17 protein-coding genes are annotated in these 17,999 nt (G+C 45.0%); 11 read left to right on the top strand and 6 right to left on the bottom strand.

All coding sequences use genetic code 11. The features are described from left to right. Positions 1 to 36 precede the first annotated feature (36 nt). The 6 genes from AC1MDJ_RS02035 to AC1MDJ_RS02010 all read right to left on the bottom strand — a co-directional run bounded on the left by AC1MDJ_RS02035 (position 37) and on the right by AC1MDJ_RS02010 (position 4,165). A complete protein-coding gene (locus AC1MDJ_RS02035) occupies positions 37 to 423 on the bottom strand; it encodes a hypothetical protein (RefSeq protein WP_479689287.1) in 387 nt (128 codons plus the stop codon). Positions 424 to 551: 128 nt separating this feature from the next. Next, positions 552 to 1,169 (bottom strand): MarC family protein, encoded by a 618-nt coding sequence (locus AC1MDJ_RS02030; protein ID WP_479689286.1) that lies wholly within the window; start codon positions 1,167 to 1,169, stop codon positions 552 to 554. A 10-nt stretch (positions 1,170 to 1,179) separates the two neighbouring features. Next, positions 1,180 to 1,632, bottom strand: a complete 453-nt coding sequence (locus AC1MDJ_RS02025; protein WP_479689290.1) for a deoxycytidylate deaminase — start codon at positions 1,630 to 1,632, stop codon at positions 1,180 to 1,182. Between the two features lie 13 nt (positions 1,633 to 1,645). After that, on the bottom strand, positions 1,646 to 2,899 hold the full coding sequence (glyA, locus tag AC1MDJ_RS02020) for a serine hydroxymethyltransferase (RefSeq protein ID WP_479689285.1): 1,254 nt from the start codon (positions 2,897 to 2,899) through the stop codon (positions 1,646 to 1,648). Between the two features lie 9 nt (positions 2,900 to 2,908). After that, positions 2,909 to 3,343: a ribose 5-phosphate isomerase B gene (rpiB, locus tag AC1MDJ_RS02015; protein ID WP_479689284.1), complete on the bottom strand. Its 435-nt coding sequence runs from the start codon at positions 3,341 to 3,343 to the stop codon at positions 2,909 to 2,911. A 3-nt stretch (positions 3,344 to 3,346) separates the two neighbouring features. Beyond that, the gene (locus AC1MDJ_RS02010; protein WP_479689283.1) at positions 3,347 to 4,165 is read right to left on the bottom strand and encodes a hypothetical protein; all 819 of its coding nucleotides are present in this window, start codon (positions 4,163 to 4,165) and stop codon (positions 3,347 to 3,349) included. Between the two features lie 205 nt (positions 4,166 to 4,370). On the opposite strand from AC1MDJ_RS02010, the gene AC1MDJ_RS02005 reads away from it, so the two are divergent. The 11 genes from AC1MDJ_RS02005 to pncB all read left to right on the top strand — a co-directional run bounded on the left by AC1MDJ_RS02005 (position 4,371) and on the right by pncB (position 17,999). After that, the gene (locus AC1MDJ_RS02005) at positions 4,371 to 4,931 is read left to right on the top strand and encodes a DJ-1 family glyoxalase III (RefSeq protein WP_479689282.1); all 561 of its coding nucleotides are present in this window, start codon (positions 4,371 to 4,373) and stop codon (positions 4,929 to 4,931) included. Between the two features lie 5 nt (positions 4,932 to 4,936). Then, entirely contained in the window at positions 4,937 to 6,190 is a 1,254-nt protein-coding gene (locus AC1MDJ_RS02000; protein WP_479689281.1) for a S1C family serine protease, read from the top strand. A 116-nt stretch (positions 6,191 to 6,306) separates the two neighbouring features. Then, a complete protein-coding gene (locus tag AC1MDJ_RS01995) occupies positions 6,307 to 7,683 on the top strand; it encodes an ankyrin repeat domain-containing protein (RefSeq protein WP_479689280.1) in 1,377 nt (458 codons plus the stop codon). Continuing rightward, entirely contained in the window at positions 7,680 to 8,825 is a 1,146-nt protein-coding gene (locus tag AC1MDJ_RS01990) for a tetratricopeptide repeat protein (RefSeq protein WP_479689279.1), read from the top strand. Before AC1MDJ_RS01995 ends, AC1MDJ_RS01990 begins: the two co-directional genes overlap by 4 nt. Further along, positions 8,825 to 9,343 (top strand): hypothetical protein, encoded by a 519-nt coding sequence (locus AC1MDJ_RS01985; protein WP_479689278.1) that lies wholly within the window; start codon positions 8,825 to 8,827, stop codon positions 9,341 to 9,343. Before AC1MDJ_RS01990 ends, AC1MDJ_RS01985 begins: the two co-directional genes overlap by 1 nt. Beyond that, entirely contained in the window at positions 9,340 to 10,122 is a 783-nt protein-coding gene (locus AC1MDJ_RS01980; protein WP_479689277.1) for an MBL fold metallo-hydrolase, read from the top strand. Before AC1MDJ_RS01985 ends, AC1MDJ_RS01980 begins: the two co-directional genes overlap by 4 nt. Positions 10,123 to 10,244: 122 nt before the next feature. After that, a complete protein-coding gene (gene glgP, locus AC1MDJ_RS01975) occupies positions 10,245 to 14,489 on the top strand; it encodes an alpha-glucan family phosphorylase (RefSeq protein WP_479689276.1) in 4,245 nt (1,414 codons plus the stop codon). A 9-nt stretch (positions 14,490 to 14,498) separates the two neighbouring features. Beyond that, positions 14,499 to 15,845, top strand: a complete 1,347-nt coding sequence (gene dnaX, locus AC1MDJ_RS01970) for a DNA polymerase III subunit gamma/tau (protein ID WP_479689275.1) — start codon at positions 14,499 to 14,501, stop codon at positions 15,843 to 15,845. Continuing rightward, positions 15,829 to 16,260, top strand: a complete 432-nt coding sequence (locus AC1MDJ_RS01965) for a hypothetical protein (protein WP_479689274.1) — start codon at positions 15,829 to 15,831, stop codon at positions 16,258 to 16,260. The genes dnaX and AC1MDJ_RS01965 overlap by 17 nt, the downstream gene beginning before the upstream one ends. Before the next feature lie 94 nt (positions 16,261 to 16,354). Continuing rightward, a complete protein-coding gene (gene ndk, locus AC1MDJ_RS01960; RefSeq protein WP_479689273.1) occupies positions 16,355 to 16,768 on the top strand; it encodes a nucleoside-diphosphate kinase in 414 nt (137 codons plus the stop codon). Beyond that, positions 16,668 to 17,999 carry a nicotinate phosphoribosyltransferase gene (pncB, locus tag AC1MDJ_RS01955; RefSeq protein WP_479689272.1) on the top strand — a complete coding sequence of 444 codons (1,332 nt, stop codon included), beginning with the start codon at positions 16,668 to 16,670 and terminating at the stop codon, positions 17,997 to 17,999. Before ndk ends, pncB begins: the two co-directional genes overlap by 101 nt.

Here is a 17,999-nt window from a genome sequence, read left to right as displayed (position 1 = left end):
GCAGACGCCACTGAAGAGTTGAAGGTCGCCTACGAACTACTTGCATATATACAGATGGTTGCTGAATTCAATGTCGTTCAGGTGTTTTAGTGTCTTAAAGAACACAACACCTACTGCTGTAGCTGTTGCGGTAAATATAAGTATAAGGATGGCATATTCCTTTATAAACCCAGCGACTAGGTTCATATCGTTAGACAATAAGAATAGCTCATCGGCAAGGTGTCGGGACGAGTGTTCGTAATAAATAATATCCACCGATAAAACTAAAGCAAGCAGCACAAAGTCTAAATACATAACTGCGCCTAACAGCTCTTTCCAATGTTTGCTTTTTATCGGTAGCATAAAGAGCAGTGCAGCAACGCCAAAGACAGGTGCGATAACATAAGCATCAAACCGCAAGCCTACAATAAAAGTGTGCAGCAACTGCGGGACGCTGATATCAGGAAAGCTAGCCCGATATATGCCGTAAAATACAGCCCTTGCTATGGCGCAAAGCGCAAAAAACGCAAATGTAACGCAAATGAGTAATTTAGAGCGAGTTATGATTTCACCTACCTAGATATTATCGTCCTAATGCCTGTCTCTATCATTGAGACACCGATAGCGGAGATAAACACCTGCATTATGCGTGATAGTATAAACAAAACTAGCTTGCCGAGTAGCCTTTCTATATAACGAGCCAAAAAAAATACTATAAATATTATTACAAACGCCACAAAGAAACCGATAAATGATTTCGCAAACCCATGCAAATCAACCAGTATAATAACCGTTGACAACGTGCCAGGACCTACTAATATCGGGAATGCCATAGGAACAATGCGCTCGTGAACAGCCTCCTCCCCGCGTTGCGGCTTGTTAGCGGAGTCAGCATCCCCCGGCGGGAAGAGCAAATTTTTTATTCCCAGCACTAACAGCAATATCCCGCCCGCTACCTGCAGCTCCTCAACCCCTAGCCTAAAGAAGTGTTTCATTATTGGAACGCCCACTAGGGCAAACACCAGAACTATGGCAAAACCCACATATACTATTAGGCGGAATAGGTGTCTGCGCGCGCCATCTGTGAGGTCGCTTGCCATATCAATAAACATTGGCAGGTTGCCGAACGGGTTAGTTATAGCAATCATCGCTGATGCAATAAATATTACTTGAACAACAGAATCATACATAAGATAGTAGCTACTCCTCGTCCTTAAAGTGGACGATTCTAATGTTGGTCTCTCGTAGCATATCGTCAGCCAGCTTGTCAGGGTATTCGTTTGCATAGACTATGCGCCTAATATCCGCATTTATTAGCATTTTGGTGCAGATACTGCACGGCTTGGTATTGCAATACAGCGTAGCACCCGCCACGTTAATGCCATATAACGCCGCCTGTATTATTGCGTTCTGCTCAGCATGTAGCCCGCGGCATAGCTCGTGCCGCTCCCCAGAGGGGACGTTCTGTTGTTGCCTCAGACAACCTGTCTTTTCGCAGTGAGTAATGCCCTTCGGAGTGCCATTATAGCCAGTGGCTAGCATCCTCTGGTCGCGCACAAGCACTGCGCCTACCTGTCTACGCAAGCAGGTTGAGCGGGTGGCGACTATCCCGACTAAATCCATAAAGTATCTGTCCCAGCTAGGGCGTTTCATCATAACTAAATCCTCATACCAAATCTTTGTATAATGGGTATATATCCGTTAACTTAATAACACGAGTCTTCACAGCGTTAATTTGTGCCTCGTCAGTTATATTTTCAAGGACATCAGCAATCATATCTCCAACCAGTGTCAAATCAGTTTCTTTAAGCCCTCGTGTCGTAACTGCTGGCGTGCCTAGCCTCAGCCCACTAGTTATCATCGGGCTGAGCGTTTCGTTGGGTATAGTGTTTTTATTAGTGGTAATGTGCGCCCTGTCTAGGGTATTCTGTGCATCTTTGCCAGTAATCCCCTTGCAATAGACATCTACTAACAACAAGTGATTGTCAGTGCCACCTGAAACTATGCGGAACCCGCGCTTTTGCAAGGCATTGGCTAACGACTTGGCATTCTTGACAATCTGTGTAGCGTATGCCTTAAACTCTGGCTGCATAGCCTCTTTGAATGCTATAGCTTTTGCAGCTATGATGTGCATGAGCGGACCGCCCTGAAAACCGGGGAAAGTTTGCGAGTTAATCGCCTTGCCGTGCTGTTCTTTAGCAAGGATTATTCCGCCACGCGGACCCCTCAATGACTTATGCGTGGTGGTAGTCACGACGTCTGCATAAGGCACAGGGTTTGGATGAGCACCACCCGCCACTAATCCTGCAATATGTGCCATATCAACCATAAAATATGCGCCAACCATATCGGCTATTTCACGGAACCGCTTAAAGTCTATTGTGCGCGGATATGCACTGGCGCCAGCCAATATCAGCTTAGGTTTATGCTCTTTAGCAAGCCGTTCTACCTCGCTATAATCAATCTGTTCAGTTTCACTTGATACACCATAAGGGACAACGTTATACGTTCTGCCCGAGAAGTTGACTGGGCTGCCGTGCGTTAAGTGACCACCGTGCGATAAGTTCATACCCAGTATAGTATCGCCCGGTTTTAAGAGTGCCGCAAAGGCTATCAGGTTCATCTGCGAGCCTGAATGCGGTTGCACGTTGGCAAACTCCGCACCAAATAATTGTTTAGCCCTGTCTATGGCAAGTTGTTCTACTATGTCAACACATTCACAGCCACCGTAGTAGCGCTTGCTGGGGTAGCCCTCAGCATATTTGTTAGTGAGGACAGACCCCGCCGCTTCAAGTACCGCTTTAGAAACGAAGTTCTCGCTAGCTATCAGCTCTAGGTGGTTGCTTTGACGATTTTTTTCTGCCACCATGGCGTTATACACATCGGCGTCAAATGTCTTTACATTCCCATATAGCTCCATTTTATACCTCTAAATAAATAATTGTTCTATCAATGCTAATCGGGTGGCGTGCCTACCCCCCTCAAACGGTGTGTCCAGCCACACATCAACAATAGACTTCGCTACCTCTACTCCTGTTGTGCGTCCACCCATTACCAAAACGTTTGAGTCGTTGTGTTGCCTAGACATTCTAGCGGTGTAATCATCGTGGCAAAGTGCTGCACGTATATGCGGAAATCTATTTGCGGATATAGACATACCAATGCCCGTGCCACATAGTAATATACCGCGCTCAAAATCAGCACCTACCGCCTTCGCTAGCTTTGCCGCTATAAGCGGATAGTCCCCTTTTTGTCCCTCATCTACACCATAGTCGGTAATGGTGTGTCCGCTCCCCTGAATGTGGTTGAAAAGCTCAATTTTTAGGGCGACAGCGGCGTGGTCTGATGCTATAACAATATTCATATCTTAACCTTTCTTGTCTTTGGATTGTTTATAGTTGAAGAAGAAACTTGATACGTCCCTAGCCCATGAGTCAGGCATCCGCACAGCAAAATTCAGCCAACTGTAATCGTTGACTATAAAAATGCTAGAAGAATATTTATCAAGCCATGCATTAGTGTTCTGTATGAATGAATAGCTAGAGATATTCTCAAACTTAAATCGTTTCATAGTAGGATTTAGTCTAGCAAGCCAATCTAGCGAGGCGGAATCGCTGACACAGCGCAACTTGCCCTCCAAACACAGTAGTTCATGACGGGTATTACCCTCAAAGAACATATAATAATCATCTCCTAATGCATCCAGCACGTCATAGTCGCTCTCCCACATAGATACTACTCGCTTGCCCGAATATGCGGGTAGTTGCGATGTGATTATTATAGAATCCGGATATTGCGCAATCACGCCATCTATGGTCTGCTTGCTGAACGCAGGAGGGTTAGATTTAGTATCGTTCCAAATTTCTCCTGTTAGTAATATATAGTCTTGGAATGAGCCGTTCGCAACTTCGGGGTTAATGTTAATAAGTTTCTGCCTGACGTAGCGATACTTGAAAGATGCAAAAAATGGCTTTTTCAGGTTAGTCACGTTGCCGTCTAGTTTATCTTTCGCAAGATGTCCGTTCAAGCGGCTGTATTTCTGCCCGACAAACGCCCATACATTGGCTGGTCTAGCACGGAGCATTTCAAGCGTCCATACGCGAGACACTTCCCTGCCATAAGCCTCTAGCTCACAAGCGATAAGCTCTAAATTAGGGGACGGATTTACAAAAACAAATTCCGACATACAGTACAGGGTAACATAAAAGCAAAAAATTGTCTATCCTTTCCCAAGTTCCTCGCCTTAATGTGCACAAACGCCATTTGTAGCGTTAAATTTACCTGCGATACATCTAGTCAAGTATAGTTCCCTGCTTTTTCTCTTGACTGAGAGGTAAAGTTATATATACTATTTTGCAGGTAATGGCAGTTTTACGGGGGGATTACTGTATATGACTAATATTATTGCTCCAAAAGTTTTAGTTGTTCTTGCTGACGGCTTTGAAGAGATTGAGGCACTCGCTCCTATTGATTTGTTGCGCCGTGCAGGGCTTGACGTGACGACTGCATCTATAGATAAGGCTGATGTGCTAGGCTCTCATAATGTATCAGTTAAGGCTGATGTGTTGCTAGCTGATGTTATGAATAATATCTACGATATGGTAGTATTGCCGGGTGGCGGGCTTGGCACAGAAAATCTATCTAAAAGCCCATTAGTAGCGCAACTGGTGTATGAACAAGAACAATCTAAACGTTATCTTGCTGCTATCTGTGCAGCACCCACTGTGCTGAACAAGCAAGGGGTGTTTGATAAGAATATTTTGACCTCTCATCCAAGTGTTCAGTCTAGCTTTAACCAAGCGAGATACCGCACCGATAGCGTGGTGGTGAGCGATAAAGTTATCACTAGTCGTGGAGCTGGGACGGCGGTGGAGTTTGCGTTAAAGTTAGTAGAAACCCTTTGTGATAAAGCTACTGCTGACAATGTGGCACAAGCGATAGTGTATAAATAGGGTTTATGACAGCTAGGCTATCGTCTTTATTTTTAGCATTATTTTTGGCAGTGTTTGCTGTGGCGGCATGCGCATCGGAGCGTGTCACCCCTGTGGTGACAGCTGTCCGCAAGGCGAGTGGAGCTGTTGTCAATATCCGCGCCGAAGCGCAGCGTGAGGGGATATTTCGCGACCCATTTTTAGATGATTTCTTTAACACTGAGGGCAAGAAGAGTCTGAACCTTGGCACAGGTGTAATTATCCGCAATGACGGAGTAATAATTACTAATTTTCACGTAGTAAAATCATCCACTAGCATCTATGTCGTCACACCCGATGAGAAAACTTATAAAGCTAGGGTGATAGGTGGCGATAGCCTGCTTGATATAGCCGTTATAAAAGTTGACAATCTAAACTACCGCTTTGCCCTGCCTGTGTTGGGAAACTCTGCTGATATACAGACGGGCGAAACCGTTATAGCTATAGGCAATCCCTATGGGCTATCTAGCTCTGTCACTACTGGGGTTGTATCCAATACCAAGCGAATATTGAGGCTCAGCAACGAGTTTTCTATATTCATACAGACAGATGCGTTGATAAACCCCGGTAATTCTGGCGGACCGCTTATTAACCTAGACGGTGAGATAATAGGCATAAATAGCGCAATGTATAAAGAAGCACAGGGGATAGGCTTTGCCATACCGATAGATACTATAAAGCGCGTAGTGCCAGAGATATTGCAGCACCAGTATGTGAGACGTGGCTATTTAGGTTTTTCGCTTACGGGTGGCGGAGCTAGCCAAAAAGGGCAAGGTTTGTTTATATCAGCCGTGGCGGGTGGCAGCGATGCTGACAGGCTGGGGATTAAACAGGGAGACTATCTCACGCGGCTAGACGATATACCTGTGTCGGGTGCGCAGTCGGTGAACTATATTTTAAGAACATTTCCCCCTGGTCAATCTATAAAAGTGTCATACAGCAAGCAGGGTAGGGAGATAGGTGGCTTTATAAAGCTGTCTGAGCATCCTAAAAACTTTGGCATAGATATGTTGAAATACAACTATAAGATAGATGTAGGCGAAACGGAGGGTTCCATCATAGTGCGCTCCAGCGGATATCCTAACCATATAAGACAGGGGGATATGCTGGTCGCTATGAATGGAAAAGCGGTGAATAGCCTATCACAGCTGGACACGCTACTTGCCAACTCTGCATACGAGCGACTAGTGCTGACAGTGTCACGCGACAGACGCGCATTTGAAGTAACGCTTACGCCGTAGAATAAATATTAGGTTATACATTCTTCTGGTTATTCCAATGGATGCGATACTTGTGCGGTGAAATATTTAACAGGCTTGCAAAATAAGTTGTTTTATGCTACACTAGCCGATATTTTATGCGTAGGCTATATCATCTCTTTCTGATTGCTGTTTGTCTGTTGTTTATTTATGCGGCTGACGCACCCGCGGCTGACGATGCGTCTGTGGCTGGCGCGAATACAACTATTTTCAAGCAGGTGGCACTTGGCGATGCAGATTCTGTCGCTAGCTGGCTAGTATCTGGTGGCTACGTAAACATTCAAGATGAGGACGGCAATACCCCATTGTTATTGGCTGCAGAGGATGGCAACGATATTATATTAAAGCTATTCCTTGATTTAGGTGCTGACGTTAATCTTGCCAACAAATATGGCTATACGCCGCTGTTTTCGGCTGTAGCAAATGACCACATTTCAACTGTGCGGGTATTGTTATCCTCCGGTGCTAATGCAAATGTATCAACCAGCTACGGTACCTCTTTTTTAGATTACGTTCGTGCGCGCGGTTTCAGGAATATGAGCGACTATATTGCCCGTGCAAAGGACACCCCCGGCAAGCGGGGTCCTAATAGTGAGCAGTATAGACCAGCATGGGTGAATACTGTTGATAATATGCTTTCTGTAGGGGATAGCACCCCCGCTATGAAGCTACTAGCTGCTAATGCTGTAACGGAGCCGTATGCGCGCTATAAACTTGCACAGATGCAGCTAGAAGCGGGAAACCGCTCTGGTGCTACAACTAGTTTTAGGCTTGCTGCTGATAAAGGTTTAATTCCCGCTATGCGGCAGACAGCCGAAATTTATCTCCTGTCAGACAACAAATCACTATACAGCGATGGGTTTAGGTATGCTAAACTAGGTGCCGATAAAAAGAGTGCTAAGTCACTGGTATGGGTTGGCTATGCGTATCTATATGGGCGCGGAGTTAAACAAGACTATAAACTTTCTTATGATGCATTTTCCAGAGCTTATGAGCAACGAGATTTTGACGGGCTTCATTATATCGGCCTTCAGGAATATTACGGATTAGGTGTTGCCCGTAACGAAGAGCAGGGCATTGCCAAGATGAGTAGCGCAGAGGTCAACGGCTCTAGCTTTGCGCGTGAGGAGTTGAAACGTATTAGGACAGTCGCCTTTTTGAATGCACTGCCTAGTTTAGTGCTAGGTAAGCGTAGCGAGATTAAGGCAGATATGCTTACTCGTGGTGGGATTCTGGTTGAGAACGACACTATTTGTGACAACTATGACGTTAGTGCCTTTATTCAGGTTGATTACGGGATACACAATATCGTTATATGTGCAGACTATACCGATAATCAGACATCCGAGAACCTAAAGATATTAAAATTTTATATCAGAAATAACATAACGGATGAGCAGAGCAAATTTTTATACAACTATGCTACAGGTAACCGCATAGAGCTGATAACAGACAGCAGTGCGACAGCTGAATGAAAAAATTACTAGCTGTTATGGTGCTATTATTAGCATATTCTAACATTGCGGTAGCCGAGTCGCTACGCGACACCGTGGGTGTTGCAATGGACTACTATGAATCTGGCAATTATGAAGATGCTCTGCCATTATTTGAGAAACTGTTAGCGGAGCAATCGCTCTTTAAGGGAGACAAAGCTGGCAAGGAATTGCGATATAAATTCACGTATTACGCAGGCTACTGTGCCAATGAGCAAGGCGATATTGAGAAAGCGGTTAAATATGTGGCTGGTGCGCTGTCCCTAGCTAAATCGTTGAAGTTTGATAAACAATTGCCACCGATATACACCTTTATGGGGGAGCTTGAACGCAAGCGTGGCAAATATAAAGATGCTATCAAGTATTATAACGAAGCCCTTGATGGAGTGGATTCCACCAGTTTTGACGCTGCTATATTGTTCTACTTTATAGCTGAGTCCTACAGAGAGAACGGCAACTACAAGAATGCGCTCTCAATTTGTGAGCGAGCTACCCTTGTATCAAAAGAATATGGATACAAAGAAGTTGAGATAGCGGTACTCACGACTGTCGGCAAGGTTCAATATGGAATGAATAAACATTCAGAGGCTTTGCGGACGTTGACCAGTGCATTAAATCTGGCAGTTGAGGGGCAGAAGACGCTTGACATAGCTAAGATACATCTAGCCTTTGCGCACATTTATCAGGCTCAAGGCAAAGAAGATTTAGCTCGCCATTACTACGAAGATGCATTAAGGTTCTACGTGTTAAATTCTGATACCGTTGAAGTGCCGTCTGTCGTAGCTAGTCTCACGGCAATGCCTCCGTGTAGCAAATTACAGGCAACTAGGGCGAAAGAAGTCTATCGCACAAACGCTGGCAATTACAAGGAGTCAGGCTCTGATGTTGTCGCCCGCACTCTGCAATACCTTGTAGCGTATTACGAAGCTATTGCGGGCGATAGCGATACGGCAATTAGAGACCATAAACGTGTTTTTGAAGATGCTATTGCTGCAAAAGATACAAAAAACATCAGCATAATAGCAACAGGACTATCCAATATGCTTACCAATACGTCTTTCAGCGATGATGAACGGGCAAGATACGCAGACGTATTGGATGATTTCAAGAAACGGCTCAAATAGTGTTCAACAAACCTGCTTATGTGCTATCAATGTTTGTGAGTAGGCTACCTATCTGGGTGTTGTTGCTCTCCTTGCTGTGCAGTCATCTTACGGGTAAAGAGTTTGCTGTATTAGTATTTTTGGTTGTGTCGGCGCGTTATTACGTATATATCTACGAGACTGATACTTCGCCAATATCTGCTACTATCTGCACACTTTGGGCTAGCATATACAAACCCCTGTTTTTGTCTTTATTGCCACTAGTTGCGTTGTTTTGCCTATTGCCTGTGGCACTCGGAACAAGGTTTGACCTATTCTTGTATTCGTCAGTGGTCGTGCTAATTGCTATCAGCTTAATGCTTGATGAACGGCGTCTTTCATTTGTTCAAATACTCACAAAGTTTGTAGTGTTCTTATTGTGGCTATATATTGTTGTGAGTGGCGACTTGCTAATCTACAAGTTACTTGCGCTCATAGCTGTGTATTGCATTCATCTGCATAGCTCACTGCCACAGTTGAAGAGGGTAGGGCTGGCGTGAATAGTATTCTGAAGTTGCATGTCTTGGCAAGCGGCTCTAAGGGGAACTGCTACTGCTTACAGGTGGATAATAATTTAATATTTGTTGATATGGGCGTAGGAATTAGAAAGATACAGGCTTTTTTATCGGCTATCCCCAATGAAGCACAGCTAAAAAAAACATTATTCATAACACACGAACATTTTGACCATATAAGTGGACTAGAGCTATTTGCACGTGATTATGATTGTTTAATATACGCAGCTAACCGCACGTTAGAGATACTCACCGGCAAGGTAAGTGGCATAAAGGAGCGAGTGAGACGCATTAGAGCTGATGAGATTGTAGAGTTTAATGGCTTTTCTGCCAGAGCGTTCAGCCTCTCGCACGATGCAGTTGAACCGTTAGGTTATGTTATATCAGCCGGTAGCAGTATAGGTTTTTTGACTGATACTGGCTGCTGGACTGATGCACAAGCGAAAGCACTAGAATGTGCAGAAACATTAGTGCTAGAAACTAATCACGATGTAGAGATGTTGCGCAACAACAAGCAGTATCCTCCAGAGCTGAAACGGCGGATATTATCTCCACAGGGGCATCTTTCTAATAATGAAGCTATCGGTCTAGTTACTACGTTATCATGTAACGGAAAGTTAAAAAGCTGTTTTTTTGCACATGTGAGCCAGCATAACAACGGAGAAGCACACTTGCTCCCGCTGGGGGAGTTCTGTCAAAAACAGTTCGGCATAAAGACGACTATACTTAGACAAGACGAGTATAGAGAATTCAATCTAAATTAACAATTCAACAACTAAACGTTGCCCCTATAAATCCATTGACAAGCTAGAATTGCTACGTTATAGTATCCTGCGTGTCTATAATTTAGTCTGCACATATTTTTGTTTAACGTTAAGGAGCTAATATGCCTAAACTTGATAATACCGCACTGTTTGAAATCAGTTGGGAAGTCTGCAACAAAGTCGGTGGTATTTACGCCGTTGTTAGTAGCAAGGCGCTTGAAGCAACTGAAGCATTTGGAGAAAACTATTTTCTGATGGGTCCTGACCTTGGCAACACTCCAGAGTTCACAGAAACAGACGAGCCTATATGGAACAAAATCCGCCCTGCTATTCAAGCTACTGGTGTGAACTGCAGATTTGGCAGGTGGAATATCCCAGGTGAGCCTAAAGTAATCCTTGTGCAATTTCGTGGCAAATACAATAACGACCAGATACTATTCGGACTATGGAACGATTTCGGTGTTGACTCATTATCGGGCGGCTGGGACTACCTTGAACCAGTCATGTTCAGCACCGCTTGTGGCGAGGTAATAGCTGCAGCATACAGAGAGATGCGGCGTGAAAACGATGAACTGAAAGCCATAGCGCACGCCCACGAATGGATGTGTGGCGCAGGACTTCTGTACCTAAAGAAAAACCTGCCTGATGTGGCAACGGTTTTCACCACCCATGCGACTATGTTAGGACGTTCACTAGCAGGCTCAGGCTTTGATATTTACAAACAGATGGCACAGGTCAATCCTAAGCAGGAGGCGAGCAATCACAATATAACGGCGAAATGCTCTATGGAATCAACATCAGCCAAAATTGCGGACTGTTTTACAACTGTTGGGAAGATTACCGCTGATGAATCTACCCTGTTTTTGGGTCGGACACCAGACGTATTGACCTTGAATGGGCTTGATATGCGCGTGATAGACAACTACAGCATTGCCCGCAACGAGCCTGAAAAATACCGCGCCATCGTGCTAAACGCAGCTAGCAAGCTATTGCGTGAAGAGATGCCCACTGACACGCGTATATTTGTGACTTCTGGACGCTATGAGTTTCATAACAAAGGTGTGGATTTATTTTTAGACTCCCTTGCCGAGCTAAACAAGTCCCTCAGTGGCTCTAATACAAAGGTTCTAGTTATATGCTCAGTCATGGGCGGGCATAATGGTGTCAATCCCGATGCCATATCTGGCGACGGGAGCAAGTTTCCCGAATACGGTGGCAACTGGCTCACCAGCCACTACCTGCAGAACCAGCCCAGCGACCATATCTTAAACGCTTGCAAGCGACTAGGATTAGACAACAAGTCTGAAAATAACGTTAAATTCATATTTGTTCCTGCAATGCTAGATGGCAATGATGGTTTTCTAAACCTGTCCTATTATAATCTGCTTGCAGCGAGCGACCTTGGCGTGTTTCCCAGCTGGTATGAGCCATGGGGCTACACACCCGAAGAGAGTATCGCATATTCAGTGCCAACGGTCACAACCGACCTTGCAGGTTTCGGCATTTGGGTGCGTGAGGCGGGCAGTGATGACAAACGTGGTGTGCACATAATATCGCGCAAACAAACCGCTGATGAAGAAGTTTTGCGGTCGCTGGTGCAAGTATTGAAAGAGTATTCGCTGATAGATTTTAATGAGCTAACGGCTAGGCGCAAGATAGCGCATGATATTGCGCAAAATTGTTCTTGGGAACAGTTCTTTCCGTATTATATAAGTGCTTACGGTTTCGCCCTTGATAAAGCGGCTGACCGCACCATGACGCCCGAAGAGACAAAGAGTAGCCATCACGTATGGGCTAGCAACGTGGAACGCCCACATCTGCGCTCGTTCAATGCGGTAGCAGACCTACCTAGCAAGGTTAGTCGCCTGCGTGAGCTGGCTTACAACTTGTGGTGGACGTGGAACCCTGCCTGCTGGGATTTGTTTTCTGATTTGAACCGTGAAATGTGGGAAAAGAGCCGCCATAACCCAGTTGCCGTTATTAAACATACCAGTGCGCAACGTTATGAAGTTATGGCTAGAGATTCCGTATATATGCGCCTCTATAGGGATACTATGGAAGAGTTTGACAAGTATATGTCTATCCCGATAAAAAGCTATGACCCGCTGACTGCTAATAACCCACTGGCTTACTTCTCTACAGAATACGGCATACACGAATCGTTAGCTATCTACTCTGGCGGTTTGGGTGTGCTATCGGGAGACCATTTGAAGTCAGCAAGTGATTTAGCTGCTCCGCTTGTGGCATTAGGCTTATTCTATCGCAATGGCTACTTCCGCCAACAGATAGACAAAAGTGGCAGGCAGGTTGCGGTATATCCTGAGAACGATTTCAATATGCTGCCCGCTACGCTAGTGAAAGATGAAAAGGGTAATCCCATAAAGATTTCAATACAGCTACCCGGTCGTATGCTATATGCACAGGCGTGGATGTTGACTGTGGGTAGGATTCAGCTATACCTGTTAGACTCAGATATTCCTGACAACACAAGTAATGACAGGTATGTCACCGCGCGGCTATATGAGGCTGATAGAGACTTCCGCATTAGGCAGGAGATGTTGCTCGGTATGGGCGGGGTTAAGTTGCTACGCGTGCTAGGTATCCGCCCATCAGGTTATCACATGAATGAGGGGCACTCAGCATTTATGACGATAGAGCGCATTATACATCTAATGCAAAACGATGGTATGAGCTACGAGGCTGCGGGCGAATATGTGCGTTCAGACACAATTTTTACTACGCATACGCCCATAGATGCAGGCAACGAGGTGTTTACACTTGATAAGGTAGCGCAATATTTCAGCGGATATGCCCAACAGATGGGTATATCTTGGCAACGATTCCTAAATATGGGTCGCTTTGAGGGGAACGACAGGCATGTATTTGAAATGACCGTCCTAGCACTGAAGTATTCATTCAAGGCAAATGGTGTTAGCGCATTGCACGGGCATGTTTCGCGCCAGATGTGGCAACATGGGTTTCCGCGCATATCGGCAACTGAAGTGCCTATAGCTTCTGTTACAAATGGCATACATGTAGATTCTTATGCTGGTCCTCAGATGCGTAAATTGTTGCATAGGGAGCTAGGCGAAGGTTGGTCTAGCAATACGCCCGATTCAGATGTATGGAACAAGATAGATGCCATACCAGATGAGCGTATATGGACTGCTAAACAAGCACAAAAAGCACACTTACTAGACACTATCAAGGTGGGATTGCCAGCGATATTTAAGAAATATTCTATATCTTATGATATGGAGAAACGTATGCTTGCGGGGCTTGACCCGAATGCATTGGTTATTTGTTTTGCTAGGCGTTTTGCTCCGTATAAGCGTGCTAATCTGCTATTTGCAGACCCTGAACGGCTACTCCGTATAATAGGCGACAACAGTAAGCCTGTAATATTTGTATTTGCGGGCAAGGCGCACCCTGCTGACACACAAGGTGCAGACATATTACAAAATGTAATCCAACATATGCTGAACCCTAGCTTTGCGGGCAAGGTGTATTTCGTAGAAAATTACGACTTGCAAGTGTCGCGTGATTTAACGCAGGGCTGTAACGTGTGGCTGAACACCCCACGCAGACCTTACGAAGCATCTGGCACTAGCGGGCAGAAAGTCCCTGTCAATGGAGGCTTGAACCTGAGCATATCAGACGGCTGGTGGGTAGAGGGCTACAATGGCACTAATGGCTGGACGATAGGACCCGTTGTCGGCGTGAACGAGATAGTTCAAGAGCAGAACGACTACAACGATGCATCATCGCTCTACGACCTACTAGAGGACCAACTTATACCGTTGTATTTTAACCGCTCTACTGATGGTTTGCCACACGGGTGGATAGAGTATATGAAAAACTCAATGAAGACGTTGACTGCAGAGTATAGCTCTACACGTATGGTATCTGACTATATGAGAGACTATTATATCCCTGCTGCAAATCGCAAATATGAAGTGCGGGCATCAGATAAACTACTCGCTAAGAGAATTGCTGAATGGAAGAGCGGCGTGGTTGGGCGGTTTAGCTCTGTTAATATCGCTGAAATGCTGATTAGCGATGTAGAGAGTGAGGCTGATATGCACATAGGGCAGGAGATTAGCCTACGGGTAACAATTAACCCAGGAGATATGCGTCCAGACGAGCTGTTAGTTCAATTAGTCGTGGGAATAGGCAATGGCAATGAATTCTTTGGAAAACCCGATGTGCTGTTGCTGAAACAGGTTGATGCCATTAAGAATCGTATTATCTATAAGGGCACTTATGCGATAAACAGGGAGGGCAAGCATATTTACGGCATTAGGGTGTTCCCTACTACTAAGGGGCTTGCCTCTCCGCTTGATACTGGTCTAGTGTTGTGGGGCTAAGGGCGAATTGTGTCATACATTGCGCTTGCGCGTAAGTATCGTCCCAGTACATTTGATGAGCTGATAGGGCAGGAAGACACCACAACGTCCCTAAAGAATGCTATTAGGGACGGCAAGGTGTCGCATGCCTACCTGTTCACTGGTGCGCGTGGCGTTGGCAAGACCAGTGCGGCGCGGATATTAGCAAAGGCACTGAACTGTCTAAACCCACAGGGGAGCAACCCGTGCAACGAATGTGAACACTGTCGTGAGATTACAGATGGGGCTGCTATTGACGTATTAGAGATAGACGGGGCATCTAACCGTGGCATTGATGAGATACGGGAGTTGAACGAAACTGTTAAATTCTTCCCTGTAAAGTATAGGTGGAAAATCGTCATAGTAGATGAAGTCCACATGCTGACAAAAGAGGCTTCTAATGCACTGCTAAAGACATTGGAAGAGCCACCCGAATATGTAAAATTTATATTTGCCACGACTGATGCCCACAAGGTGTTGCCTACGGTGCTGTCGCGCTGTCAGAAGTATGACTTCCAGCGGATACCCTTTGAGAAACTGACGGCGGCACTCGTCAAGATATTTGTTTCTGAACACATTGAGTATGAAGAGGACGCTGTTAAGCGCATTGCGCTGAACTCTGAGGGGTGTTTTAGGGATGCACTCTCGTTTAGCGACCAGATGATAGCTTATTCAGGTGGCAAGCTCAGCACCGCTGTGGTTGATGAGGTGCTTGGCACGTCTACTAATCCGCTTATAAATGGGTTATATGCTGCAGTAATTTCAGAGGACACGGCGCAACTAGACGAATTTATTACTAAAATATGTGGGATGGGCATATCGCTGCAATTTGCAACTGAGCGGATGATTAAATATACGCGTGACCTGCTGTTGCTCGTGCAAGGAGCGGCATCTGTGTATAAAGAATTGACAGCTGATGAACAGACCTTTTATAAGTCGTTGTCTAGCAATGTATCAGTAGAGCGGTTATACGCATTATTTCAACTATTGCAAAACCTATACGGTAGCGTTAGATATTCCACCTATTCACGCTATGCATTTGAGTTTGGTATGTTTAAGGCGGCTAGTTTGTCGCGCATCGTCCCGTTGCCGGTTGTTAACGTAGCTCAAGGCATGGCACAGCCAGCTCCTCCAGTAGCAACTAAAAAACCAATGCTAAATGATACAGCCACAACCAGCACTGCACCAACATCTGAAAAAAAAAACTTAGCTGATGCGCGTGAGCGCATAGAGCAGTTTAAGGCTGATATGTTAGGTAGAACAGAGGTTCAGCAGCTAATAAAACTCTTTGATATAGACGTTGAAAGGGAGGTAAAGGTAGTTGAGCGGGAGCACTAATATTATTGAACGTCCTCTTTATGGACGCTATAAGTTAAAGGATGTATTTATTGAGCTTTCACATTCGCCTGATGTTGCCTCTAGCGAGCTAATCCGCTTGCGTGAGGTGATTGTTGATGTCAATACCGATGCTTGGCTTAATGTGCTGCTCAGTTCAGTGAATAGCTCTCATACTCGTTTCCCGCTACTCAGTGAGGTAATCGCCGCTAGTGCAGACTATTTCACCTTGCGTGCATATAGCGAACAGGCGACTACACTGGAGTATTCGCTAGCTTCAATAGATAGGGCAATTATAGATAAACAGCTTGCTGAAATGCCGAAACAGATTCTTGATGCTTTGCAGCCACAGATAGAGGGTGGCAAGCTAAGAGTCAATGTTCACTTAGCTTTACTTTCATTTGAAAGAACCATATAATTAAGCTGTATCTATCTTATAGCAAAATCAGCTAGCATTTTACTGTGCAATGTGCTAGAATGTCGTTTGATATATGAATATTGGAGGTATTGGTATGGAGAAGACCTTTGCTATTATAAAACCAGACGCTGTTAAAGCTGGCAATTCTGGAAGTATCATTAGCCGTATTGAGCAGGCAGGCTTAAAGATTCTTGGTATGAGGAAGCTTACTATGGCACGTAGCTTGGCTGAGCACTTCTATGCTGTTCATAAAAGTCGCCCTTTCTTTGGTGAGCTTATAAACATAATCACAGCGGGACCTTGTATCGTGCTTGCCCTTGAGGGTAAGAATGCGATTGTTGCTTGGCGTGAGCTTATAGGTGCTACCGACCCTGCAAAGGCGGACAAAGGCACGTTGCGCCAGCTATATGGCACAGATATTAGCTACAACGCTGTTCATGGCTCAGATGCACCTGAGACAGCCGATGCTGAAATCCGCATATTCTTTAAGGAAGCTGATTTCATATAAACCTATGAATAATATACCGCCTATAATCACTGACCCCACAGACTGTGACGTTTATAAATGGTCTATGGGAAATTTCCTATTCAAAAAGGGTTATTTGCGGGAGATTGTGGGTTGGCAGTTCTTTAGCAGAGGCGATTGGAAGTTCCCGTTAGGTTTTGGCAGGGCTCTTCAAGAGCAGGTGGACAGCTGGGCTGATTTGCGTTTCACCGATGAGGCGATTAGCTACATTGAGAAATCAATGTATTGGCTTGATTATTTTTACATCAACTCATACTTAAAGACGTATAGGTTCACGCCTGAGCTGGTCAAGATTAACGTCATAGGTCACGGCACTTATGAGGATATATCGGTATCTTATGAGGGGGAGTGGGGGCAAGTAATATTCTTTGAAATATATCTGCTCGCTACGATGTCAGAGCTTTACAATATAATGACAGATATGGACGCTAAGCGTATATCTGATAAGGTCGCTGACGAGCGCACCATAGATAAGCTAAAAAGGCTATCGGACTGCGGAGCAAAGGTTGCGGAGTTTGGCACTCGTCGCAGATATTCTAAACAGATGCATAGGCGTGTGTTAGAGCTGATGATAAAACACGCTCCCGATGTATTGCTTGGCACGTCTAATGCGATGTTCTCGCGTGAATATAGTTTGACACCTATGGGGACGATTGCCCATGAGCTGATAATGTTTATGGCAGCTAAGTTCAACCCTGCAATAGCAAATGAGCTAGTTATGAAACAGTGGGTGGAGGTTTATAATGGCGCGCTAGGCATCTACCTGACCGATACCTATACGACAAAACATTTCTTAAAATATTTTGATTTGCTGCATAGCAAGCTATGGGATGGCGTGCGGGAAGATTCTGCACCTGATACTGATAAGTATGTAGATATGATAATAGAGCACTATAAAAAGTTGCGTATAGACCCGACTAGCAAGACCATTAACCATTCAAACCGCATAGGTAGCGTAGAGCGGATTGTTCACATGCAAAACTATCGTAAGGATGAGATTCGGCGTGTATTTGGGCTTGGCACGTGGCTCACTAACGATGTATATCCTGAAAACTCTGAGCTAAAAGCCGTTGACTGGGTAGCAAAGATGGTTTATGCTTATGTTGACGGACACAAGAAATATTGTGTGAAACTATCTGACATACCCGATAAGATTACGTCCATAGACCCTGCCACGACCGAACATTATCTGCAAGAACTATACTTGAAGTAA

Source organism: Candidatus Termitispirillum reticulitermitis (assembly GCF_054655775.1).
The sequence above is the reverse complement of the archived record's forward strand: the minus strand, read 5'-3'. Positions and strand labels throughout refer to the sequence as shown.